General features: G+C 57.3%; 22 protein-coding genes and 1 tRNA gene. 14 read left to right on the forward strand and 9 right to left on the reverse strand.

Going from position 1 to position 22,059, the window contains the following annotated elements; translation table 11 throughout:
* The first annotated feature begins 7 nt into the window (after positions 1–7).
* The 3 genes from Thiowin_RS25465 (at position 8) to Thiowin_RS19980 (ending at position 1,727) form a co-directional block, all read left to right on the forward strand.
* Positions 8–349: a terminase small subunit gene (locus Thiowin_RS25465; RefSeq protein WP_408034238.1), complete on the forward strand. Its 342-nt coding sequence runs from the start codon at positions 8–10 to the stop codon at positions 347–349.
* A 196-nt stretch (positions 350–545) separates the two neighbouring features.
* Positions 546–656: transfer RNA gene (locus Thiowin_RS19975), tRNA-Leu, on the forward strand.
* Between the two features lie 426 nt (positions 657–1,082).
* Positions 1,083–1,727 (forward strand): CBS domain-containing protein, encoded by a 645-nt coding sequence (locus Thiowin_RS19980; protein ID WP_328984713.1) that lies wholly within the window; start codon positions 1,083–1,085, stop codon positions 1,725–1,727.
* Positions 1,728–1,794: 67 nt separating this feature from the next.
* Here the strand turns inward: Thiowin_RS19980 and Thiowin_RS19985 are convergent, their stop codons facing one another.
* From Thiowin_RS19985 to Thiowin_RS19995, 3 genes are all read right to left on the reverse strand, one after another.
* Positions 1,795–2,088, reverse strand: a complete 294-nt coding sequence (locus tag Thiowin_RS19985) for a hypothetical protein (protein ID WP_328984715.1) — start codon at positions 2,086–2,088, stop codon at positions 1,795–1,797.
* 153 nt (positions 2,089–2,241) lie between these two features.
* Positions 2,242–2,508 carry a transcriptional regulator gene (locus Thiowin_RS19990; protein ID WP_408034239.1) on the reverse strand — a complete coding sequence of 89 codons (267 nt, stop codon included), beginning with the start codon at positions 2,506–2,508 and terminating at the stop codon, positions 2,242–2,244.
* Positions 2,509–2,651: 143 nt separating this feature from the next.
* Positions 2,652–3,293: an HPP family protein gene (locus Thiowin_RS19995; protein ID WP_328984717.1), complete on the reverse strand. Its 642-nt coding sequence runs from the start codon at positions 3,291–3,293 to the stop codon at positions 2,652–2,654.
* Positions 3,294–3,506: 213 nt separating this feature from the next.
* On the opposite strand from Thiowin_RS19995, the gene Thiowin_RS20000 reads away from it, so the two are divergent.
* The 4 genes from Thiowin_RS20000 (at position 3,507) to Thiowin_RS20015 (ending at position 5,253) form a co-directional block, all read left to right on the forward strand.
* A complete protein-coding gene (locus Thiowin_RS20000; protein ID WP_328984719.1) occupies positions 3,507–4,193 on the forward strand; it encodes a Crp/Fnr family transcriptional regulator in 687 nt (228 codons plus the stop codon).
* Between the two features lie 186 nt (positions 4,194–4,379).
* Positions 4,380–4,676: a tyrosine-type recombinase/integrase gene (locus Thiowin_RS20005; protein ID WP_328984721.1), complete on the forward strand. Its 297-nt coding sequence runs from the start codon at positions 4,380–4,382 to the stop codon at positions 4,674–4,676.
* Between the two features lie 65 nt (positions 4,677–4,741).
* A complete protein-coding gene (locus tag Thiowin_RS20010) occupies positions 4,742–4,990 on the forward strand; it encodes a type II toxin-antitoxin system Phd/YefM family antitoxin (protein WP_328984723.1) in 249 nt (82 codons plus the stop codon).
* Entirely contained in the window at positions 4,990–5,253 is a 264-nt protein-coding gene (locus Thiowin_RS20015) for a Txe/YoeB family addiction module toxin (RefSeq protein WP_328984725.1), read from the forward strand. The genes Thiowin_RS20010 and Thiowin_RS20015 overlap by 1 nt, the downstream gene beginning before the upstream one ends.
* Positions 5,254–5,559: 306 nt before the next feature.
* On the opposite strand, the gene Thiowin_RS20020 is transcribed toward Thiowin_RS20015, so the two are convergent.
* Positions 5,560–5,757 carry a hypothetical protein gene (locus Thiowin_RS20020; protein WP_328984726.1) on the reverse strand — a complete coding sequence of 66 codons (198 nt, stop codon included), beginning with the start codon at positions 5,755–5,757 and terminating at the stop codon, positions 5,560–5,562.
* A gap of 35 nt (positions 5,758–5,792) precedes the next feature.
* Positions 5,793–6,365 (reverse strand): RNA-guided endonuclease InsQ/TnpB family protein, encoded by a 573-nt coding sequence (locus Thiowin_RS20025; protein ID WP_328988136.1) that lies wholly within the window; start codon positions 6,363–6,365, stop codon positions 5,793–5,795.
* Between Thiowin_RS20025 and Thiowin_RS20030 the strand changes: the two genes are divergently transcribed.
* A complete protein-coding gene (locus Thiowin_RS20030; protein ID WP_328984727.1) occupies positions 6,307–6,801 on the forward strand; it encodes a hypothetical protein in 495 nt (164 codons plus the stop codon). The genes Thiowin_RS20025 and Thiowin_RS20030 overlap by 59 nt on opposite strands.
* A 526-nt stretch (positions 6,802–7,327) precedes the next feature.
* Here the strand turns inward: Thiowin_RS20030 and Thiowin_RS20035 are convergent.
* From Thiowin_RS20035 to Thiowin_RS20050, 4 genes are read right to left on the reverse strand one after another with little or no spacing between them, the layout of a single operon-like run.
* Positions 7,328–8,035, reverse strand: coding sequence for a hypothetical protein (locus Thiowin_RS20035; RefSeq protein ID WP_328984728.1), 708 nt, complete (start codon positions 8,033–8,035; stop codon positions 7,328–7,330).
* 43 nt (positions 8,036–8,078) lie between these two features.
* Entirely contained in the window at positions 8,079–9,200 is a 1,122-nt protein-coding gene (csf2, locus tag Thiowin_RS20040; protein ID WP_328984729.1) for a type IV CRISPR-associated protein Csf2, read from the reverse strand.
* Positions 9,193–9,987 (reverse strand): type IV CRISPR-associated protein Csf1, encoded by a 795-nt coding sequence (gene csf1 / locus Thiowin_RS20045; protein ID WP_328984730.1) that lies wholly within the window; start codon positions 9,985–9,987, stop codon positions 9,193–9,195. Before csf1 ends, csf2 begins: the two co-directional genes overlap by 8 nt.
* Entirely contained in the window at positions 9,969–10,664 is a 696-nt protein-coding gene (locus Thiowin_RS20050) for a hypothetical protein (RefSeq protein WP_328984732.1), read from the reverse strand. The genes csf1 and Thiowin_RS20050 overlap by 19 nt, the downstream gene beginning before the upstream one ends.
* A 244-nt stretch (positions 10,665–10,908) precedes the next feature.
* On the opposite strand from Thiowin_RS20050, the gene Thiowin_RS20055 reads away from it, so the two are divergent.
* The 6 genes from Thiowin_RS20055 to Thiowin_RS20080 all read left to right on the forward strand — a co-directional run bounded on the left by Thiowin_RS20055 (position 10,909) and on the right by Thiowin_RS20080 (position 21,577).
* Complete coding sequence (locus tag Thiowin_RS20055; RefSeq protein WP_328984733.1) at positions 10,909–13,074, forward strand: helicase C-terminal domain-containing protein; 2,166 nt, start codon at positions 10,909–10,911, stop codon at positions 13,072–13,074.
* 422 nt (positions 13,075–13,496) lie between these two features.
* The gene (locus Thiowin_RS20060) at positions 13,497–15,329 is read left to right on the forward strand and encodes a hypothetical protein (RefSeq protein ID WP_328984734.1); all 1,833 of its coding nucleotides are present in this window, start codon (positions 13,497–13,499) and stop codon (positions 15,327–15,329) included.
* Positions 15,330–15,421: 92 nt separating this feature from the next.
* Entirely contained in the window at positions 15,422–17,887 is a 2,466-nt protein-coding gene (locus tag Thiowin_RS20065; RefSeq protein WP_328984735.1) for a glycosyltransferase family A protein, read from the forward strand.
* A gap of 103 nt (positions 17,888–17,990) precedes the next feature.
* Positions 17,991–18,830, forward strand: coding sequence for a sulfotransferase (locus Thiowin_RS20070; protein ID WP_328984737.1), 840 nt, complete (start codon positions 17,991–17,993; stop codon positions 18,828–18,830).
* A 553-nt stretch (positions 18,831–19,383) separates the two neighbouring features.
* The gene (locus Thiowin_RS20075) at positions 19,384–20,085 is read left to right on the forward strand and encodes a hypothetical protein (protein WP_328984739.1); all 702 of its coding nucleotides are present in this window, start codon (positions 19,384–19,386) and stop codon (positions 20,083–20,085) included.
* Positions 20,019–21,577, forward strand: a protein-coding gene (locus Thiowin_RS20080) for an IS3 family transposase (RefSeq protein ID WP_328984741.1) whose coding sequence is annotated in 2 segments (ribosomal slippage) — positions 20,019–20,484 and positions 20,484–21,577 — 1,560 coding nt in all. Because the reading frame shifts where the segments join, the coding sequence is not laid out codon by codon here. Before Thiowin_RS20075 ends, Thiowin_RS20080 begins: the two co-directional genes overlap by 67 nt.
* Positions 21,578–22,059 lie beyond the last annotated feature (482 nt).

Raw genomic sequence — 22,059 nt, forward strand, 5'->3', positions numbered from 1 at the left:
AGCGGACATGACAGCACGCAGGGAAAGATTTATCAGTGAGTACCTCGTCGATCAGAACGGCGCGGCAGCGGCGCGAAGAGCTGGGTATGCAGCCAGATCAGCCAGGCAGACAGCAGCCGAGTTACTTGCAAAACCTGACATCGCGGTGGCAATTCAGCGGAAGCGCGAGCAAGTAGCTCAACGACTTGCCGTAACACATGACACCATTGCCGCGGGGTTCATCGAAGCCTTCGAGACGGCACGGGAAACAAGCGACGCGCGTGCGATGATCGCAGCCTGTCACAGGTTAGCGGAGTTCTGCGGGCTTTACGCGGAATCGTCTTCGGCAACAACCGCCGCTTCATCTTAGAAGCGGTCCGGGTTTCAGTCTTGGTTAAATTTGACAGCCCCCCTTCGCGCCCGGCATGGTAGAACGCACAGCAAGCGATTTGCAGTCCTAGCGACGGTGTCGACTCGCGCTAGCTACGGCGAGCCTTTACGGCGTGACTGGAACGTGACGCAAGCGCGTCACGTTGGTGTCCATTGAGTCCATTTGAGTCACTTTTGCGCGGGGACGGAAGCGACAAGTCATTGAATCAAAAGGACTTAGGTTTTCTTGCTGGATTTAGGTTCCAGTGGAGCAATCCGTGGGGGTTCGAGTCCCCCCTCGCGCACCATCTGAATCAATTACTTGCAAGCTTGTCACACAGCTTCTTGCTGAAGGGTTCCTGAGCGATTTGACCGCGCCAGTGATTCGCAACGCGATGGAGTCAGTGCGCACCATTGATGTGGAGCACTGGGTCGAGAGGCATCTCGGCGATTCCATGCTCAAGCGCCGCCGACGCGCCTTGGTGCCGACAAAAAACTGCATGAGCGGTTTGGGGCTAATTCTTGGGAGACTGAACTACCTACGCAGAGTGACGGCGTTTGTTGAGCCAATCTTGCTGCCGGCAGCGGCAATTTTTTCTTGACCTGAATCGGATCACCAGGTCACCGCTGCGATACTTGATGCGAGTCAAGGCACTCCCGGCGCCAGCGCGCCAGGCTGCTCGCTCAGTCAGCCGTCTGCGACCATTCGCGCCACCCTGCCGAGGAGCCCGCTCATGCCCCCATCATTGCCCCTGGATCCGCCCGCCCGACACACTCCCTTTGGCGCCGATGGCAACGGACTGCCCGAGCTAACGTTGTCCGAGGAGGACATTCAGGCCGCCATGCGCCATCTGTCGGGCTATGTCGATATTTCCAACAGCGACTTTCAGGCCATCTACCATCTCGCCCATCGCCAGGCGATTGAGCGGCTCTTCGCCGGGGTGCGTGCCGGGCGTCTGATGCGCACCGGCATCGCGCCGCTCGCCCCCAACCAATCCCTGGCCGAGGCAGCCAGGGCGCTGGCGGATCAGGGACTCAAGGGCTTGCCGGTGGTGGATACCGAGGGCAAGGTGATCGGCATGCTGACCGAGACCGATTGTCTGCGCGAGCTCGGCGCCGACATCCTGCCCGAACTGCTGGCGCGGCTGATCGAGGCAGCCGGCCCATTCACCCATGAGTGCTATGCAACCCGCGTCGGCGCCGCGATGACCGCGCCTGCCGTGACGGTCGATGAGTCCGCCTGCTTCGGCACCATGATCGGCGCTTTTCATCGCCACCCCGGGCGCGGCATGCCGGTGGTGGATGCCCAGGGCAAGCTGCTTGGCCTGCTGTTGCGCAAGGACTTTCTGGCGGCGTTTCGCATGGAGGAGCTATTGTAGCCTGCGCTGACAGCGAAACCGCCGCCTGGAGAAACCCCAGCCTGGTTCGGATCAACCGCGGCTCGGATCAACCGGTGTGTAACCGACCCCAGACCTCGCTGATCGCGTGCCAGAGTGTCGACGGGATGCGCTCCTCAGTTTTGGCTTGTTGCAGGGTCTCACTCATGGCTTGGGCGATGGCGTCAAGAATGGGTTCTGGTCGATCCACGGCGCAGACCTTGCGACCGAAGGCCGCGAGTTCCGTTCTGGTCGGATAAGCGCGGGTCTGGTGACGGCCACGCCAGAGCTTGAGCGCCAGGGTATTGTCTTCCAGTTCAGGGCCGCCGTCGTAGCGGGTATCTGCACGGAAACAGATCGCCATCCTGCCAGGTGAGTCGCGCACTGGCCGGCATCAGCAAGGCGACACTGGGTTGATCCGGCTCGGGGGACAGGTAGCAAAACTCGTAGCGCGGTGCGCAACAACTGACCCGCCTGCCGCGCTGCCCCAATGTCTACTTCCTGTTTCCGAATCAGCTCAGGCAGCATCAGCGGCGCCCTCCTCGTCGCCCTCCTCGTCGCCCTCCTCGTCGCCTAGCCTGAAACGGGCCGCCACCTCCTCCATGGTCGGGAGTCCGGCCGGTTCCAAGCGCACCGCCAGTCCCAGCGCGCGAGTGACCGCCAACAGGGAAGAGACGGTCACATCCTCGACACGCTCAAGCCGATAAATCACCTCGCGCACCTTGTTGGCGCGCTGGGCGAGCGCATTTTTGGTCAGGCCATGGGCCTCGCGATGCGTGCGCAGGTGGCGAGCGAGTTCATCCGGGAACTAAATTTTGTCAGTCGTGGTTGACATTTCTGGCCCAAAAACGCCATCGTGCAAGCTATGGCTGACACACTGACAGCCGACCTGTCGCGGCTGTCCCTTCACCGCCGATCAGGCCGTTTTCATATCCAAGTCTCGGGATAGCGCCGCCCCGCTGGAAGATTGTTGACTACCAGCCCCACCAGCAGCAGGATCAGCGGCCCCAGGGTGGCGGGGATCAGGCAGTAGAGAAAGCCTAGGATGTGGATCTGCTCGGAGCCGATCACCGCGATCAGCGCGGTCGCGCCGCCGGGCGGATGGAGGGTGCGGGTGGCGTGCATTAGCGCGATGGCGGTGGCCACCGCCAGGGCCGCCGCCAGCCAGGGCCAGGGGGCGAGCAGTTGCCAGGCCGCCACGCCAACCACGGCCGAGACCAGGTGACCGCCGATCAGATTGCGCGGCTGCGCCAGCGGGCTGCGCGGCGCGCCATAGACCAGCACCGCCGAGGCGCCCAGGGAGCCGATCAGCAGGATGAGATCCTCGCCGGCGAACCAGGCTTGGTGCAGCCAGGCCACAGCACCGATGCCGAGCACACTGCCGATCCAGGACCAGAGGATTTCTCTCCAACTCACGCGCGGTGGCGAGCCACGGGTAGACCCGCGCATCTTGCCAAAATATTGGCCCAATCCACGCCGCAGGCGCTGTCCGGTCGCGACCGGCGAGTCGGCGTTTCGGGGCGCGGCGCTGCGGGCATCCTTCAGACTCTTGGGTCGATAGGCGTGCATGGCGAGGTCTCTGGAGGTTGAGCTGGCGGCTTACCCTGAGCCAGCCGCGCCCTGATCTCCTTGATGCAAGTCAAGCCGCCAGCTTGCACCAAGTGCTACCTGGTCTGCCGATGATCGGGCGATGTGCCACAATGACCACGGCTCGGAAGCCGCCAAGCCCCCGGCTAGAACCACCCTATATTGTTGAATCCACGAAGTGTTTCGGAGTTCCTCATGCCGCCCGATGACACCCTGCGCCAAGCGCCCTTGCTCGCCCAACTGAGCGACCCGCAACTCCATCGCTTGCGTGCCAAGGCGCGTCTGTTGCGTCTGGACGCCGGTCAGTGGCTGTTCGCCCAGGATGATCCGGCCGAGCATTTTTACTTTGTCCACCGGGGACAAATCCGGCTGTTTCGGTTCTCCTCCGAGGGCGAGGAGAAGATCATCGAACTGATCGGCGCCAGCCAGACCTTCGCCGAAGCGCTGATGTTCATGGGCACCGGGCGTTATCCGGTGTGCGCCGCCGCTCTGGTTGACTCCGAGCTGCTGGCGATTGACGCCGACGACTTCGCCGCCATGCTGCGCGAATCGCCCGGGACCTGTTTTGCCCTGCTCGGCAGCCTCAGTCAGCGGCTGCACGGGCTGATTGCCGAAATCGACAACCTGGCGCTGCACTCGGGTAGTGTGCGCTTCGCGCGCTGGTTGCTCGCCGAATTGCCAGCGGGTGCCGACGAACTGACCCTGGCCTGGCCCAAGTCAACCCTGGCCTCGCGCCTGACGATCAAGCCGGAAACCTGGTCGCGCATCACCCGGCGTCTGGTCGAGCAACACATCATTGCCGTGAGCGGCCAGCATATCCGCGTGCTTGATCGAGACGCCTTGCACCGACTTGGCGATCCCGATGATCTGACCCTGGCTTGACCAAGGTCCGAGGCCGCGAGCCGGCGCCTGGAGCCTGCCCTTGACTTGGGTCAAGACCCGCACCTCGCTGTGACTGAGACACTGCCGCCGACGAAACCCGAGCGCTTGCCGTTTTCTTCACCCGGTAGATGCACATCCGCATGTCCCAGTCCTTCCTCACCACACTGACCGCCGACCATCGCCGCTGTGATCAATTGCTCGCCCAGGTCGAGCGCGCCGAGCAGACGGCGGACTGGCCAGAGGCCGCCAGGCTTCACGCTCGCCGCCGAACAGATTGATGAGGATAACCCCGCCGGTGCCGAGCATCTGCGCGCGGCATCCCCTCACTGGCTGCGTCATACCGGGATCACGCATTGGATTGATGCCGGCGTGAGTCTCAAGGATGCGCAGTCGCTCTCACGTCACCGTTCCTTACAGGATTTGGGCACCTATGCGCATAGCGATCGGGATCGGCTCTACGAGCAGGTGGCGAGGTTGGGCTAGCTGCGCTTGCGCGGTGCGTACGGGATAATGTACGCTGCTGCGGCAACCGAAGGGGAACGAGAAAAATGGTTACGATTACCGCGAGCAATGCCCGAAAAGAATTGTACAGACTCATGGACAAAACCGCCGAAAACCATGAGCCTGTCTTTATCACCGGAAAAAGAACGAACGTTGTGATGCTCTCGGAAGAAGATTGGCGCTCCATTGAAGAGACAATGTTTCTAAATTCTGTGCCTGGCCTCGCCGAGGAGTTAGAGCGGCGACAGCATGACGATGACTCAGAATTTTTTGATGAAAGCGGTATTGGTTGGTAATGTATTCGATTCGATACCACAAGAAAACAAAACAAGACAAAGCCAAATTGCAGGCTGCCGGTTTAGCGGCGAATGCCTGTTCATTGATCGCTGTTATCAAGCAGAATCCATATACGAATCCGCCGCCCTACGAGAAGCTCGTCGGCAATCTAGGCGGACTATACTCGCGACGGATCAATATCACTCACAGGTTGGTTTACAGCGTGGACGACTCGAAAAAAGAAGTTAAAATTCTAAGCATGTGGTCGCATTACGGCGATTAACATCTGTACAGCACGCAAAAGAGTGACGAAAAACCCGAGGCCTCACGGAGGCAATCGGGTGGTTTGGTTAATCGAATAGCCGCAATAGCGGCACACTGTATCAAGCTTGCCGGTTCATCACCGGATAATGCCCATCACATAGGCGCGGCAACCATCGCCTTCCAGGTATAACTGGTTGTCGCGTGACTGCCCTCCGACCTTCTTGTGCAGCAGTTCCGCAAGCCGAAGTCCGGGTGCGGCCACTGCGTTCAGCAGTCTCCGTGGGTGAGCGTGGGGAAAAATTCACGCGGATTCGTATGTCCTTGGTTAATGCTGGTCGCCGCAAGGTTCGATCCGGAACTGTGACATCCGCTCGAACCCTGCAGTCTCGCGAAGCGCATTGCCAAACAACAGCGCGAAATTTCGCCGCAATAGATCGCGATTGACCAGGCTGGAGCCAAGCACATCGCCGCCACTGGTGAAAAATTGGAAGATCCCGATGAAATCCTGGTCGATTGTTGACATCCTCGCCGCCCTAAAGGACAGCGATTCCTACGGCGCTACGCGCAAGCAAGCTCGCGAATAGTCGCTTCGGTGGGTTCCTGGGTCGACGCTCCAACGAGCGAAGTCTCTCCACAGGCTAGCCGGGCGTGTCCCGCCCTTAAAACATTGATCGCGCCGACCAGGTCGGCGTTCTCCTTGAAACCGCACTTCACGCACGCAAACCGGGCTTGCGTCTGCCGGTTCTCCTTGGCGACATGGCCGCAGCGTAGGCAAGTCCGGCTGGTGTTCTGCGGTGGTACCGCGATCAGGTGTCCTCCATTCCAGGCCGTCTTGTAGTCGAGTTGCCGGCGAAACTCGGACCACCCTTGAACCAGGATCGCTTTGTTCAGGCCGGACTTGGCCCGGACATTGGTTCCTGGCGCATCCAGCGTCCCGACTGCCGACGCCGATAGATTGCGAACCTGCAAGTCCTCGATGCACACCATCGCGTGGTTTTTGCTGATCGTGGTCGTGGTCTTATGCAGGTAGTCGCGCCGGGCGTTGGCGATCTTGGTATGGATGCGCTGGACCTTGGCTTTTGCCTTTGTCCAGTTCTTCCCGAACTTTTTCTTGCGGGTGCGCGGGCAGATCTGGGATCTGTATGCCGACCTTAAGGCCTATCAGCGTGATCCCGATCCCGCGTTAATCCCGGTCCTTGAGGCGCGCTTTGAGACGATCTTCACTGAGCAGACCTCCTTTGCCACCCTCAATCAGACGCTCAAACGCCTGCACCGTCACAAGCAGAAACTGCTGCTGGTTCTAAAACGCCCGGAGATCGTGCTGCATACCAACGGCTCCGAGGGTGACATCCGTGGCTATGTGAAGTGGCGCAAGATCAGCGGCGGGACGCGCAGCGAACTCGGCAAACGCTGCCGCGACGGCTTTGCCAGCCTGAAAACGACTTGCCGCAAGCTCGGCATTTCCTTCTGGGACTACCTCGGTGATCGCATTGGAGGGCATCACAACATCCCGCCGTTGCCAGGCATGATTCGCGAGCGTGCCGCTGCGGCCGGTGTGGTGCCATGAGAGATTGAGAAGTTACTACGCATTGACGTAAGCCCTTATTTTATTTGGCTCCCCGAGCAAGACTCGAACTTGCGATCCACTGATTAACAGTCCGGCGCAAGGAACTAGGAGCCTTTATTTTCAACAGCTTACCCTGCCCGCGCTGTCTGTTTTCCAACCTGAATCAGCCTCAACAAGCCTTGCGCCACCGCAATTCCGCACATTTTCCGGCACACCTCGTTCGGTCTCTAAGACCGAGCGGATGTCAGGACGATTCGAGGCTGCGCGCGATGCGGCGGTGCAACTGCCGAAGCCAAAGGTCGCCAACCTCATTACCGTGAATCCCACTCGATTCATTCTCCGGGGTGGCACCGCGCCATGAGCGTTAGGAGCGGATTCCGAGCAAGACCGACTCCAGAGAAATCGGTCCAAGCACCATGCCAAAGAGTATGTTTGGCAAACGCGGATTTGCATCTTCAAGACCGACCAGAAAATTCGGTCCAATCGTTGATCCCCAGGGGCATCGTATACGCCGACTTACGCGTCCTCAAGACCGCCCGTCAGGGCAGCCCCTCGGCATCAACTGCTCACCAGAGGCTGCGGCAGTTTCCCCCAGCCCCGGGAACAGCGGCCCTGCTGGCAGATAAGCGCGGGTATGCCCATGACGATCCCAGTAGGGCGGTCGTATCCCTTGGGCGACCTCGTAATAGCCGGCTTCAGGAACAGGAAGCACACGCTCTTTCCAACCCTCAAGGGCCACTGCGTCTTCGCGAACGCAGCAGTGCCCGACGCGACCGCAGTCAAGCCGCCGCAAGCGCCCGAGGTGGCGCACCCGCTGGAGCAGTTGATCAACCGCATCAATATCGCCTACGCCCCAGGCCATCACTCGGGGCACCACAATCATCTCAATCAGAAACTTGTAGGATTTGTATGGGCCGGAGCCACCTGTCATCGTCGTCTTGCTGCTCGTATAGATCCGCCCAAAATCCTCACCCCAATGCCACGGTTCAAAGGCGCGGAACATGGGCATCTGGTAACGATGCACGATATCGCCGCGCAACCGGCTGGCCTTCCACACCCAGCGCTCAGGCGCATCCACAGGTGTCATTCGCGCAAGTGGCAGCGCCTCCTGGGCTGCGATGTCACCATTGGCCTGATCAACGCTCGCCCAGGCCAGCAGCGCATCGAGATGCATCGGTTGCGTTGGCGCGACCATCGGCGTGATCAGCGACCATTCCACCCGAAAGGGCACCATCCCCTCCACATCCACAGCTCTCACATCGCTGTCGTCCAACGGCCTAGCTGGCCTCGCCCATGATCAGCTGATGCAAGGGTTGGGCTCTGATCGCCATCAACGCCGCATCAGCCGCATCGGTCATCTGGCAGATCAGCGGCATGTCGACATTGATCTGCGTGCCCGCGCCACGGCCAGAGAACGGCTCGCCGCGCTGACCATCAACGGTGATACGCAGGCGATGGGTGAATTTGCCGAATCCGACCGCCTGCTTACCGCCGAGCCCGCCGCTGCTCTGGCGCAGCAGCTGCAGTAACGACGCAATCAGCAGGCCTCCCTGCGCGAAAGTCCCTCTACTGAGGTGGAAGCAGACATAGAAGCTGACCCCGGGCAACACCGCCTCAACGGCGCTCATCGCGCGCAAGCCACGTGCTGTCGCCGCTTCTGCTTCCTGACCCGCGTCCTCCGTGCCTTTGACACGCTGTTTACGCCTCGCGGTTTCCGCGACAAACTGCTCTTCCATCACCGTCGCGAAATCCGCGATCACGCCCTCGGCCCGGAGATCGCGCAAAGACAGCAAGTCATCATTACGCACAATCGGCAGCACCGTCGTCAAGCGCCAGGCATCGCTCGCCACAATGGCCTGACTGGCATACTCCGGGGGAATCACATCCAACTCCATCAGCTCATGGATCAGTGGTACTCCCGTAGCCACCTCCAACCGCGAGGGCGTGAGCCGAGCACCCCCGCCATAAAGCCCAATAAACACATGATCGAGCAGGGCGCGCACCTGGTCGAGCTTCGGTGGATCGCCGCGAGGATTGCCGCTGATGGCACCACAATGCAGGCCCTGGTAGGCCTGCATGGAGAGTTGCTCGCCATGCTCTCCCACCACGACATCCTCAAGCTCCTTTGCCCCAGCCCGACGCAAGCGCCCGCGCAACCCTGCTGCCGGTAATACCGGCACCGTCAGCACCCCGCTTCGGCCCTGGTCATCGTCGGCACTCAGGCCCGGCATGAAAAACGACATGGTGCGCGTTCGCGTAAGCGGAAAACCGACGTTTTGGCGATAGACAATCCGGTGGGTTTTCGCATCATAGCGGCAATCCCTGCGTGGATCGCTGATATGCAGCGGTGACTGCAGGGTGAAGAGTCCATCAATGGTCAGCGATTGGAAGTCAGACATCACAGGATTCCAGCCAGGGTCGGGCGATGGGCAGCGCGCTCGGCGCTTCTTGCTTGCGCTTGGTCAGATGCGCCAAGGCCCAAAGCTCGCCGGTGCCAAGTTGCTGCAGACGAGCGAGCAAGTCGCGTAACTCCGGGTGATCGCTCGCGCAGGCGAGATAATCGGCACGCATACTGCCATGCGCGACATCACTCAAGTCGTTCCGATGCCGACTCAAGCGCTGAAACGGATGCTGCGAGACAACCCGCAACCCAAGCGCCCGACCAATTTCCGCCGCACGCCGCGCCCACTGCACCGCCTCTAGCATCCAGGGGCGATCAATCAGCAGGCTAGAACGGCCAATTTGCACGGCAATCAACTCACGACTATAAGAGACACGCGCCCGCCAGACCAAGTGCTGCATCGTGGCATCGCCAATCATCGCCACAAAGGGTGGCGCTGGCGGCGTCGTGAGAAACCAAGCGCGATGCGCATCCTTCGACAGCGACCAAGCCCCCTCGCGGTTGACCACCAGCGACTGCGTCGCTAAGAGCACCGGCATGCTGAAGAACGGCAGGCAATCGGCGCATAAGGACAGTCTGCCCTGCACACCCGGACGCAGTGCCAGCCAGTCCGTAAAGCTGTAGGGTTTCGGTTTCCAGTCCTTGCGCGGGCGACCTGCCGCCTGTGTCGTTTGGCAGGCACTACAGACATACGCCTCAGCGGCCGATGGCGCCTCCCCGGGCGGCAGCTTGAGACCCAGCCGAGCAAGATGGCTCGCGCTCTCCATCAGAGCGCTGGCTGCCATCGCTCATCGGCCGCGCCCAACAACCGAACAAACCCATGCCCCCGGCTCTGCAACGCACCGATTTGCCATGGTCCCGACAAATCCGCAGCCACGGCAAAGCACACCGCCACACGCGGCTGATAGCGCTGGGCGCTGATCGGCACCTGACTAACCCTTTGCAGCCGCACATCGCTCACCGATAAGGCGGCATCAAGCGCGTACCCAGCCCAGGCCGTCTGTTGGCGTAGCGCCGAGTCCAGGCGCTCGCGGATCTTGTCCATCAGCGCTTCCCGATCATCCAGAATCGCGCCACCACGCCACTGCGTCGGCTTGAGATTAAACACGAAGCTGGAGCACTGGTAGCAAACCAGCGAGCGACGCGCCCGACAGCGCAAGTGATGCTCGCGGTATTCACCGCTCGGGTAATGGCCAAACTCAGACGCCAGCGCGCGCATGATCAACGGCGCCGCATCCAGCAGCAGTGCCTCGCCAGCCTGACCAAGCCCAAGCAGCCGAATCAGCCGCGGGGTACCCACAAGCCTTACCAGCGCCGGCCCGTTCAACGGTGGTCCATCAAGCGAGCTGCGATGCCAGAATGCCGGCGCCAACCGCTGTGCATGCTTGTTCGTCACCGCGGCAAGCAGCGCGCGCGCGTGATCGCCTGCGTATCCCGGCTGATGGATTATCAGCTCCAACACGCGCACAATCTGGGCTCCTGAAACATCGCTGGATGACCGCTCAGCCGCCAGCAACCAAAACAGCCCCACCCGCGCGCGCGATTCGCGCCACGCGGCTCCCTCAACACCAAAATCATGCCACCTTGTTCATGTGAGTCAGTCCTACACCATTGCCGTCCCGAAAGTCATCTTAGCGCAGGTCGCGGCAGCGGAGACCAGCGCGCATCTGCGCGCACTGCTGGCGGCCGCACTCCGAAGCGGTCGCATGCCGATCCCAGACACTGAAATGCCCACCGAGCAGGTACAAATTCGCCTGCCGCACAGCTTATCCGCGCGACTCGCCGCACACTTTGGCACTTTGGAAGCGGCCATCCCCAACCTCGGTCGCTTGGCCTGGGCACAATGGCAAAGCAGGCAAATAGCGGCGCCGACAGGGCCAGCATTAACCGCCTTATCCGCGCACAACGGTCCCATCAATGCCGCCGAGCCATTTCAGGGTCGCCCCGAGCAAGCTGGCTTTTACGCCGCCATCACCGAAGCGCTCACGCAGACGCAGCCCATCGTCCTGGCCGAAGGCGGTACCGGACTCGGAAAAGGGCGAGTGATTGCCGCCTTGGCTGCACAGTATCGCGATGAAGGCGTCATCGTCGCCGCGCCAACCATCCAGATTCTTGGTCAACTCCTCATCGAGTGGCATCAGCTCAGTGGCGCCCATGCCGACTGCTATCTCGGCCTCGACGCCTTTATCAGCACCCACCGGCTGCGCGAATGGATCGACGAGGCCACCATGGCCAGCGCAGACCTTCAGGCCGAAGCCCAAGCCGTCGCCGACTGGATCGCACAAGGCGCCGGATGCACCCGTCCCGCCACCCGCGCCTTCCACAACAGCGACCCCTCAATCAGCTATCTGTACGAGGATCTTGTTGCGATTGCCCCGCGCTGCGCCGCCACCAACGTCCGCCTCACCCGCACCCTATTAGCCATCGACAGCCCAGAAACACCCGATGACGGCGCCCGTGCCTATCAGGCCCTGCGCGCGCGTGTCAGCGACAGCGAACGCGTCGTCTTCGCCTCCCATGCCGCGCTGGTCTGGAATGCGCGCAGTCAAGGCGCGCTTTTGCCCGAGCGTCCCTATCTCATCCTCGATGAAGCGCACCTGCTCGCTGGCGTCGCCGAGGCCACCTTCACCCGCTCCGTTGCGATGCGCGAATTGCTGTGGCACCTGCGCGACGAAGCGCTCTGGCAGCAGACCAAGGGCGTTACCGCCGCACGCAAGGCGCATGCTGATCTCGAGACGCTCATGGATCGCCTCACCGCCTCACGACCGTTGTTGGAAACACACGGGGCTGTCCGCGATGAGGCGCAGGCCCGGAGTCTGCTCAAAAACTACGCCAAGGCACTCCTGGACGCCCTCGAGCCGCTGCTGAAAAAATGCCCGGACGAAGGCGCGGAGGCCATTCTAGAAGCCGCCGCCATGGCCCGCGCCATCCTCGCCGACCAGACCCGCGCCACCCTCAGCTACTCGCCGGCCTACGGCTACCCCACGCTCACCTCCGGGCCACGCTCCCTGCGACTGTTCTTTAACCAATTCTGGGAGCGCCTCGAAGCCGCCGTACTGGTCTCAGCCACCCTGTATCTGCCCACCATGCACGGTCAACCTTCGCACGGCTACCTGCAGGGCAGCCTGCACCTGCCCGCCGAACGCATCGTCCCACTGCCGCCCGTCGCGCCAAACTGGCTCTATCAGGTCCCGCTCTATCATCCCGCACAAGCCACCGACCTCGAGGCCTTCCGCCCGCCGCAAGCGCGCGACTATGACCAGGCGACAGCGGACTTTCAGACCGCCGTGGAGCGCTGGCACGATGTCCTGGCAGAACAGCTGCGCACGATTCACAGCACCGCGGCAGGCGGCATCCTCGTCCTGCTCACCAGCTACGACAGCATCACAGCCCTAGCTGAGCGATTGCACCCATACCTGGGCGCCGACCTGATGACACAAGCCCGCAGTGGGTTTCGTACCGCGCATGCCCACTACATCCGCCGTTTTACCGATGGCGGGCGACCCCTCTGGCTCGCCAGCGGACCGGCCTGGACCGGCACCGACCTCAGCGCGGCCACCTGTATCGATTCCACCCTGCCGGCGGACAAGGATTTTCTCCTCACCGACCTCGTGATCCCGCGCGTACCCTTTGGCACCGAGCGCAGTTCCGTGCACCAAGCCCGCATGACCTACCTGGTCACTGCCGAGCGCGATCGCGCCGCCTTTCAGCTCCGCCAGGGCTTGGGCCGCTTGATTCGCCGTCCTGGCTTACCCCAGCGACGGATTTGGATGCTCGATGCACGCCTGTGGCGACCCAAGGGGTCCAGTTGGCTGTACGGACCCTTCAGCCACATCCTCAAGCGCTACCCGCTTCATCCGCTGACGGCCTGATGGTCTGCCAGAGCACCGGCGCGCGCAGAGTCAGCTCCGCATCGCTGTCGATGATCAGCGGGGCGCCTCCCAGCTGCGGGCCACCGGTGAGCACCCGCAAGGCCTCGGGGCCACTGCGTATAAACCCCCACCCCCACCCCAACCGTGCTAACATCCCAATCTTTGACCGGCAAGCGAACGCAAGCCCAGCCAACAGCAGCCAACCCACTGTCAGCAGCCGAAACACGCTCAGAAACTGAAGCCGCTTCCAAGGACCATGGACTTCGACCACAACCAAACGCATCGGCACCGCAGCCAACGCCCAAACGGGCAAGCCGAGCGGACCACGAGAAGCACCAACAAACGGTCCTAGCGTGCCTGTTCATGCCCCAGCGTCTGCTCAAGGTCAACCCCACCTCCTGCTCGCCCGCAACGGCTAGCGCATGAAGACAGATCTCGCCGTCTTGGCCGAACGCCCAGATCGCGCCGAACAAGCCCTGACGCTTGCCGTCAACGAGGCAAGGCTCGGCCACAGCATGCAAGCGCTCACCACACTTCAGCAAGCGCTGAACTGGGGCACAGATCGACAGCAGCTAGCACGCTTACTCATGGACAACGCGCTGCCCGGCCTCGGCCGCGCCACCGCCATGGCTCGCACGCACAGTGCTTCTAACGTCACTAGCGCGTCGCCACCCCGGACGATGAAGCGCTTGTTTCACGGTCAGGCCCGGCAACAACAAGACCCGCCTGCGGCCGACTGCCTGCTCCCGAGCGATCACCTGCAACTTATCCGCCGCTCGCTGGCCACGCCTCTACCGGCAACGCAGCGCCGAGAAACGGCTCACACGCAGTCTGGCTCGCAAACCAGGGATCAAGACAGGTCAAAAAGCGCTCAAGACCGGCCCAAAACGGCGGCGCAGCCCAAGATCAGCCCAAGTTCAGCTCGCGCGAACACCCCTAAAGCCGGCCCGCAAGCCACAAGCAGCGTTGGAGGTCGCGCTCCGGCCAACACGAGCGCAGCCACGCATCCGCAAACCCAACCCGCCGAACAGAACGCGCTCCCGCTCTTTCACGCCCAGCTCGAGCACAACGGCCAGTCGCAACCGCTCCCGTTCTACACCGAGCACCCCGAGGGGTTCCAAGACCAACAAGCCGAAGGCCTCAGCTACCAGACGCCATCCGGCAAGCCCGCCTATCTGGTCACCAACCCCAGCGGCGCATTCGACAAAGCCCCAGGCACCGCGCCCTTCAGCCTCGCGCCCAATCGCATCTACCGCCTGCGCGCGCAGATCCCCTGCGACCAATGCCAAGCGCCCATCCTCTGGGTCTTCGACTACAGCCGTTCGGGTAAAGTCCACAAGCACTCATACCCCAGCGAAGCCGGGGCGGCCGAGGTCGTCTTTCGCACCAGTGCCGATCATCATCGCGCGGCCTTCGCCATCCGCATCGCCGGGAAAGGGCGGCTACACCCGGACCAAATCCAGTTCCGGCTCAGCAGCGGCGCCGAGGCCGAGCAGCGTTATCTCGACAGCCAGCTCGAGCGCACCGAGAGCGCACTCAAGAAAGCGCAAGCCAAGCAACAAAAACAGACACTGGCTCAGCTCGAAGACTTCGTCCGCCTGCAAACCTATATGGGGCAAGACATCATCCTGCCCCCCATGCACGGCTGGCCCATCAGCCCGGATGTCGGCCTCCTGCTGATCAAGCAGATCGCGGCCCAACACTACCAAGCCGTCGTCGAGTTTGGCTCCGGCGTCTCCACGCTCATCATCGCCCGTGCGCTTCAGCGTACCGCCGCTACCCACAAACGCGCGCTAAGCCCTTTACTAACCTTTGAGCACCTGGATCACTACTACGCCGAGACCCAGGCCCACCTCGCCGCTGCTGGCCTGCAAGGGCAGGTCAACTTCGTCCTCGCGCCGCTCAGCCCCTACCATGCCGCCAACGGCGAAGTCTATCCCTACTACGACGTACAACCGCATCTGTGCGCCCTCAGCCGACAACTCAAAAGCGACGCTCGTATCCTCGTTCTGGTCGATGGCCCACCTGGCTCAACTCGAACACAAGCGCGATATCCAGCGCTCCCGGTGTTGCTCGACAACTTGGTCACGGCCAGCAAGTTCGACATCGTCATGGATGATTACTTCCGCAACGACGAGCGCGCTATTGTCCATCAATGGGAAACTCTTCTCCAACAGCGCTGCCTGCAATTTACCCGCACCGAATACCTGGAGTTCGAGAAGCAGGCATGCATTCTAACAATTCAATGTAGTTAGTGCCATACAGCGCTTGCGGCAGTCGCCACATTAAAAGGTCCAGTGTTCTCATGGTCTCTTTTTTATAAAATTTTCTGATTAAATTAACAGCGATGCGTACTACAAAATATTTAACCAATGAATATTTGACACAGCATGAAGATGGAACCCTGTCGATATACAGTGGACTGCCTGAATTTGGCTATGAGTTAATTGCTACCTTGCCGTTTGCTTACAGCTTACACAAGAAGGGCCTTCTGAGGTCTACCACCTCAGCCAAGGATACGTCGGCCCTTTATTTCTTTTCCGAAAATCACTACGAGATTGAAGAAGCGAGATGTTTTGATAACGTAAAAAAACTGAAGGCCGCCTGCTTCCCTAACATTAATATTCATCAGGAGTCACTTGATTGGGAACATTTTTGTCCGCCGCCTTTAAAAGAATATTACAAAGAAAAGGCTATCAAATTCGATAAGGAAACTATCGTAATAACGAATCGTAAAAACATGGAGTGGGCAGGCCCCCCCGTCAACTTTCTCGGTAATAATTGCATAATTTCTCTTTTCGATATGTTGCAGGAAAAATATCAAATCGTTTATATCGATCCAGAAGATTTTGGCAATAATTACGAGGATCACGCACCTTTCGTTAAGAGCTATCTTTCAATAGACTTCGAGAAAAGAGGTATTCTAAATTTTAAAGACCTTCGTAGTTTATATCCAACGTTGACTGTTAATGAAGTCCAGTTAAGGCTTTACGCTGGAGCTAGTAAGTTTATATCATCTAACGGGGGCTTAGGGATATTTTGCTCATATTTTGGGGGCGAGAATATAATTTACTCGAGGATGGCTCATGAATTAGATCCAGACATAAATTCTTTCTATTCCTGGTATTACAAGTTTGCGAAAACCAATATAGCCGTAACGCATACAGAGGAGGAGTTAGTCGATTTAGTAAGACAAAAATGGGTTGATAACCAACCATTTTTCAATATCTTAATAAGGACAAGCGGTCGGCCAAACTATTTTCACGATTGCGTGAAATCAATCCAGGATCAGTCTTACAAGAATTATAGGATATTAGTTTCAGTGGACGATGTCGCGAGCACAAAATACGTGAAAGGTCACCCTTGTGCAATTGTTGAAGTAGATAAAGTAATATGTCAACCAAGAACTAAACCAGACGGAGATGACTATGGAATTTACTTCCCTTTTAATTCCTATTTTGGCGATTTGCTTAGCTGGGTGAATCTCGGTTTTGTTATCTATCTTGATGATGATGATCGCTTCCTCCGCGCTGATTCGCTACAGATGCTATCCAATGTGATTTCTGAACTAAAAGCAGAGTTAATTTTCTGGCGCGTAGTCTTTCCAAAACGGATAGTCCCTAGCGACGAGAACTGGAGTAAGCGCATCCCAGTATGTCGTGACATGTCAACTATTGGATACTGCCATTCTGCTAAGTATAAACCCAAATGGGAGCCCTGGAAGCGCGCGGACTACCGAGCAGCAAGATATCTTAGTGAGATTACAAAAGACGTTGTTTGGCTTAATGAAAAATTAACAGGACTACAAAGAGAAAAACAAGACGGCTATGGCAAAAGAGATGATAAGTTAGAAATCTCATTAAAAGAAAACCCTCCTTTTGTCGTCGTGATTACTGCGTTTAATGCGGCAGAGTTTCTGGAGCGCTGCCTAGATTCCATTTTCTTTTCAGAAAATAAAAGAATCGAAAATATGACCGTTCTTGTTGGGGTTGATGGGTGCAGGAAAACACTGAAAAAAGCACAAGAACTTACCAGGCGATATCAAGGGCACGCAAAATTTTATTTCAGCCGCAAAAACGTTGGCACGTACATTCTAAAAAACTCACTGCTTCACAAGATTGTTCGTCGCGATAGCTTAGTGTTATTTTTTGATGCAGATGATATCATAACACCCGGTTTTTTAAACTATTATTACGAACTCTATAATCGGGAATTCGCCAAGCACTCATTTTCTGGTATCCTAAGGGTGCGGGCATTAGATATTGACGAAGAGCTGATTGCGTCTGCAGTTAATTACAGTACGCTTCCCTATACAGATCTATTAGATAAAATTCGCGCTGGTATGAAACGAAAGCATGCAGAAGCTGTGCTAGTAGGGTGCCTTAGTCTTGGGCTGAAAGGTCGATTTTCTCCCGCCATCTCCGCTATTGCATTATCCGTTATGAAAGTACTAACGATGGGAGATCGGGCCCGTAGCAGTAATTCCATGAAAATTATTCCACGCGCGCCGCATGGAGTGTTTTTCTGCTCGTATAGGACTCTAGAGGCTGCGGGGTTCTTCAATTCTGAACGCGTTGGCCAGGATACTGACTTCCAGGAACGCATCATGAAAATGAATCTTGGTAGAAAGACTGCGAGCACTCGGGAACCATGGTTTATCAGGTCAGTACATAAAAATTCTTTGACATGTGCCGAGGATACTAAAATAGGTTCGATAGAACGCGATAGAATAGCAAAGGAATCTCTTCAAAGGATAGAATCTGGCATGCTGGTCGCGGAAAAGAAAAATACTAGCATTGAGCAGATTCTCTAAAGGTAGGTGTTTTCCTCCCAATGTCGAAGGCGATGGGACCATGTTCTCACCTAACACGCAGAACATTCACGTGCTAGGTCTTTACCCTGAGAAATGCTAAAGCATGAAAGTAATAATAAACATAGGCCCGCATAAGACCGGTACAACATCTCTTCAACGTGCGTTAGCCGAAATGGAAAAGTCTAGAGCGCTTTGCACTTCATACTATTCTACAAAACCTGATGAAAACCATTCGGTTATGGTTGGCCAGGCTTTTTCCGGCGAATACCCAGACTATTACCGTAGCGGTACGAATTGGGGCCGGATTCCGTCACATAGGACCGCAGAACAAAGAAATGAGGCAAGGAAGTATTTTATAAGCGAGATCAGGCGCGCCTCAAAAAAAAAGAAAGACCTCATCTTGATCGGAGAGTGTTTTTCTCTGCTGCACCCTAAAGAAGTCGCAACACTGAAAAGTGTCCTCGATTCTGAAGGTTACAATGATTCGAAGGTTGTCGCGTACGTTAGACCGGCTGAAGAGTGGGCAAATAGTTATTCAAACCAACTTTTGAAAGGCTGGGAAGCCATTACAATTAGCCAGATCCTTGATTGCCCACCAGTACCAAGATATAGAACATTTATCCAAAAGTACTTCGATATTTTCGGTTCTGTCAATGTCCGACAGTTTGACAAGGCAAATTTCCCAGAAGGTAGCCTCTGGCTGGATTTTTGTTCTGTCTGTGGATTGCTAGACGTACCTAAGATCGAAAAATATGAAAAATTTCTCGGGGAATCTCTAAATCTTGAGGCGACACGTTGTTGGGTTTATCTAAGGAAATCTGGGGTAAGTATTTTTAAAACGAGAAAGATCATGCAGCATTTCCATTCCAGTGGGGTGGTGCCTAATTTCTCGCTAACACGGAATGCGCTAGATCATGTCTGCCGCGAATCAGAGCAAGACTAACATACCTTTGTGATAATTTTGGTTTTAAGAAAGAATTTTTACTTAGAAAAGCGCCGAGCTTAGATGCAGAATTTTTAAAGTCAGAACTTTCAGTAAAAGAATTAGAAGCTCTAATTAAGGCGATCCTGCGTAGTACAACTTGAAATATCCAGCCCTTTTAAGTTGCATAAAAACAACTTTTAACATTAGATCTTTACGATGCCAGGTTATTCTCGCAGTCACCAAACCATGCGATATGCCGCAAGCACCTTGACGAAAAATTAGGGGCTTGCAGTCATACGAATTTCGTCAACTTAAAAGGGCTGCTTGAAATATCTCATCCACATCATCGAATCCCCCCAACGTTCGACCGTTAGGTTTTTTGGCCTTGATCGTCCGTCCACCTGCCGCAGCGACCGTCCGGGAACCATACTAAGCAGCTAAATATTATTGCTATTACTGCCGAAAACCACCGGCGGCGCCGGGTTTTGGACGGACGATCAAGGCCCGTGAATTTATCTGAGGTTTATGCTGGAACTACCTTGGCGATTAATTCTGAAATTGGGTGCATACAATGAAACATTTAATTGTATCGAGATGTGAGTTTTCGGATGCGGAACTATTAGAGCAATATCTAAGAGTCTCTCATGACTACTTTATTCCTGCGCTGAAAAGTCAAACAAATAATAATTTTGAGGTAGCATTGATTGTTAACAATAAGCACACAGACGCGTTACGGAAGAAAATTGATTATCCTTTTATCGCTTTAGATGGCTATGATGGCCTTGTCCGCTTGGTAAAGTCTGAACAGATTGACATTATGACGAGGCATGATATCGACGACTGGATGCACGACAATTATATTGACACAATTCAGCATACTTATCAAAAAACTAAAGATCAGTATGGCAGTGATATTACAGTTCTGATTCAAGCTCAGCCAACTAAGTTATTGTTAAAAACTGGCAACGAAGTCAGCATGAAGCCATATTCTGATAATAATACTTCTATGTTTTTGAGTTTGTGTCAGCATACCTCGAGGGTGCACATTTATCAGCGAAACCATAGATTCATGTGGCAATTTGCGCAGGTAGTAGTTACCCTTAAAGAAGGTTTGGTAAAGTGGGTAATACACCCTCAGTGTCAGGATACGTGTCGCCTACCCCTGTTACGATTCTTAAGAATCTTTGAGGGCGAGAGGAGCACATCATGCCTCGATATTCCCAAGAACGCCGCGCCGCTGTCGTGGCCAAACTGCTGCCACCGCAGAGCCTGAGCCCCCAGGAGGTGGCGGAACAGGAAGGGTTGTCCTTAGCCACCGTGTACAAGTGGCGAGCCGAGGCGCGTGCCAAGGGGCAGTGCCTACCCGCTGCCAACGCCCAGGGCGCTGAGCAGTGGTCCTCGAAGGATCGCTTTGCCGCGGTGCTCGAGACGGCGGCGATGAACGCCGAGCAGAGCGCCGAGTACTGTCGCCGTCGGGGGCTGTATCCCGAGCAGCTGGCCGCCTGGCGCGGTGACTGTGAGCAGGCCGGCAACCGCTCCCAGCAGGCCCGCCATGGCGAGGCACAGGTGGCGAAGACGCAGCGCGCCCGCATCCGTGAGCTTGAACGCGAACTCAGCCGCAAGAACGCGGCCCTGGCGGAGACGGCGGCGCTGTTGGCCTTGTCAAAAAAAGCCGCGGTGATCTGGGGGGACGAGGCGTGATGATCAGCGCCACAGATCGCCGCAACGCCGTTGAGCTGATCAACGAGGCCTGCGCCAACGGGGCGCGTCTGGAACCCGCCTGCGCGCTCTTGGGCCTGAGTGCTCGCACCGTCCAGCGTTGGACGCGCGAGGGCGAGGTCGGCGAGGACCGACGTCCGCTCGCCGAGCGTCCAACGCCAGCGAATGCCCTGACGCCGGAGGAAGAGCAGGCGATCTTGGCGGTCTGCCATCGCCCTGACTTCGCCAGCCTGCCGCCCGAGCAGATCGTCGCGCGACTGCTCGATGAGGAACACCGCTATATCGCCTCGGTATCGAGCTTCTACCGGGTGCTGCGCCGCCATGGGGAGCTGGCCCATCGTGGTCGTGCCAAGCCCGCCAAGTCCCATCCCAGGCCAACGACCTTCCACGCCTGCGCACCCAATCAGGTCTGGTCCTGGGACTGTACCTGGCTGCCGGGACCGGTCAAAGGCCTGTTCTTCTACCTGGTGATGATCCTCGATCTCTACAGCCGCAAGATCGTCGGCTGGGAGGTGTTCCATGCCGAGTCGGCGCATCACGCCAGCCTGGTCATCCGGTGGGCGGTGTTGGCCGAGGAACTGATCGATCAGCCACTGGTGCTGCATGCCGATAACGGCAGTCCGTTCAAGGGCGCCACACTGCTGGAGACGCTGCATGCGCTGAACATCACGCCGTCCTACAGCCGTCCTCGGGTGAGTAACGATAATGCCTACTCCGAGGCCTTGTTTCGCACCTGTAAGTACGTTCCGAGCTATCCCGTCAACGGCTTCGACAGCCTGGAGGCGGCTCAGCGCTGGGTGCAGGACTTCGTGGTTTGGTACAACACCGAGCATCGGCATAGCGCCATCCGCTTCGTGACCCCTGAGGAGCGTCATCGCGGTGAGGATCGGGCCATCCTGGCTCAGCGCCATGCCCTTAACCAGGCGGCTCGCGAGGCCCATCCGGAGCGCTGGAGTGGCAAGACCCGCAACTGGGAACCCATCGAGGTCGTCTCGCTCAACCCGGAGCGGGAGCCCGAGAGCACGCCGGTCAAAATAACCGGGTGAAAAGATGGGGCATGCGACAACTACCTTGACAGTCACCGTACATGATGTAAACAAATCTGTCAAAGATGGGTCCGTGTCGAATGAATCAAGTTAAACTTCGGCTGTATGAGCAGGCTGTGATTAGTGTTTTTCTCTGAACTATAAATAAAAGATTGTGGGCTTAATCCTTTTTCCGAAAAAAACGATTAAGTTCGACGAAAATTTTGAAAAAAGTGACTATCTTTATTGTTTAAAGGGGGTGGGCGGCTAGGTCCGTCTGCTTCTACATCTTGTATGCGATGACCTTTGCTTCTCACTCACAATAGCGGCTTTCCATTGCTAAAAAAAGGGTTTCCAGAAATATTAGAGTGAAGCAAGCCTTTGAGGCAGACCACAACAATTTGAGGTAGGCGGATCAAGGCCCTGTCGTGAATTGTTGGAAGACATATCGAGCAGTTTTAACCGAGCCTAAGCGGAAAACTTCGATCCTAATTTATACCCAA

The organism is Thiorhodovibrio winogradskyi (genome assembly GCF_036208045.1).
GTDB lineage: Bacteria > Pseudomonadota > Gammaproteobacteria > Chromatiales > Chromatiaceae > Thiorhodovibrio > Thiorhodovibrio winogradskyi.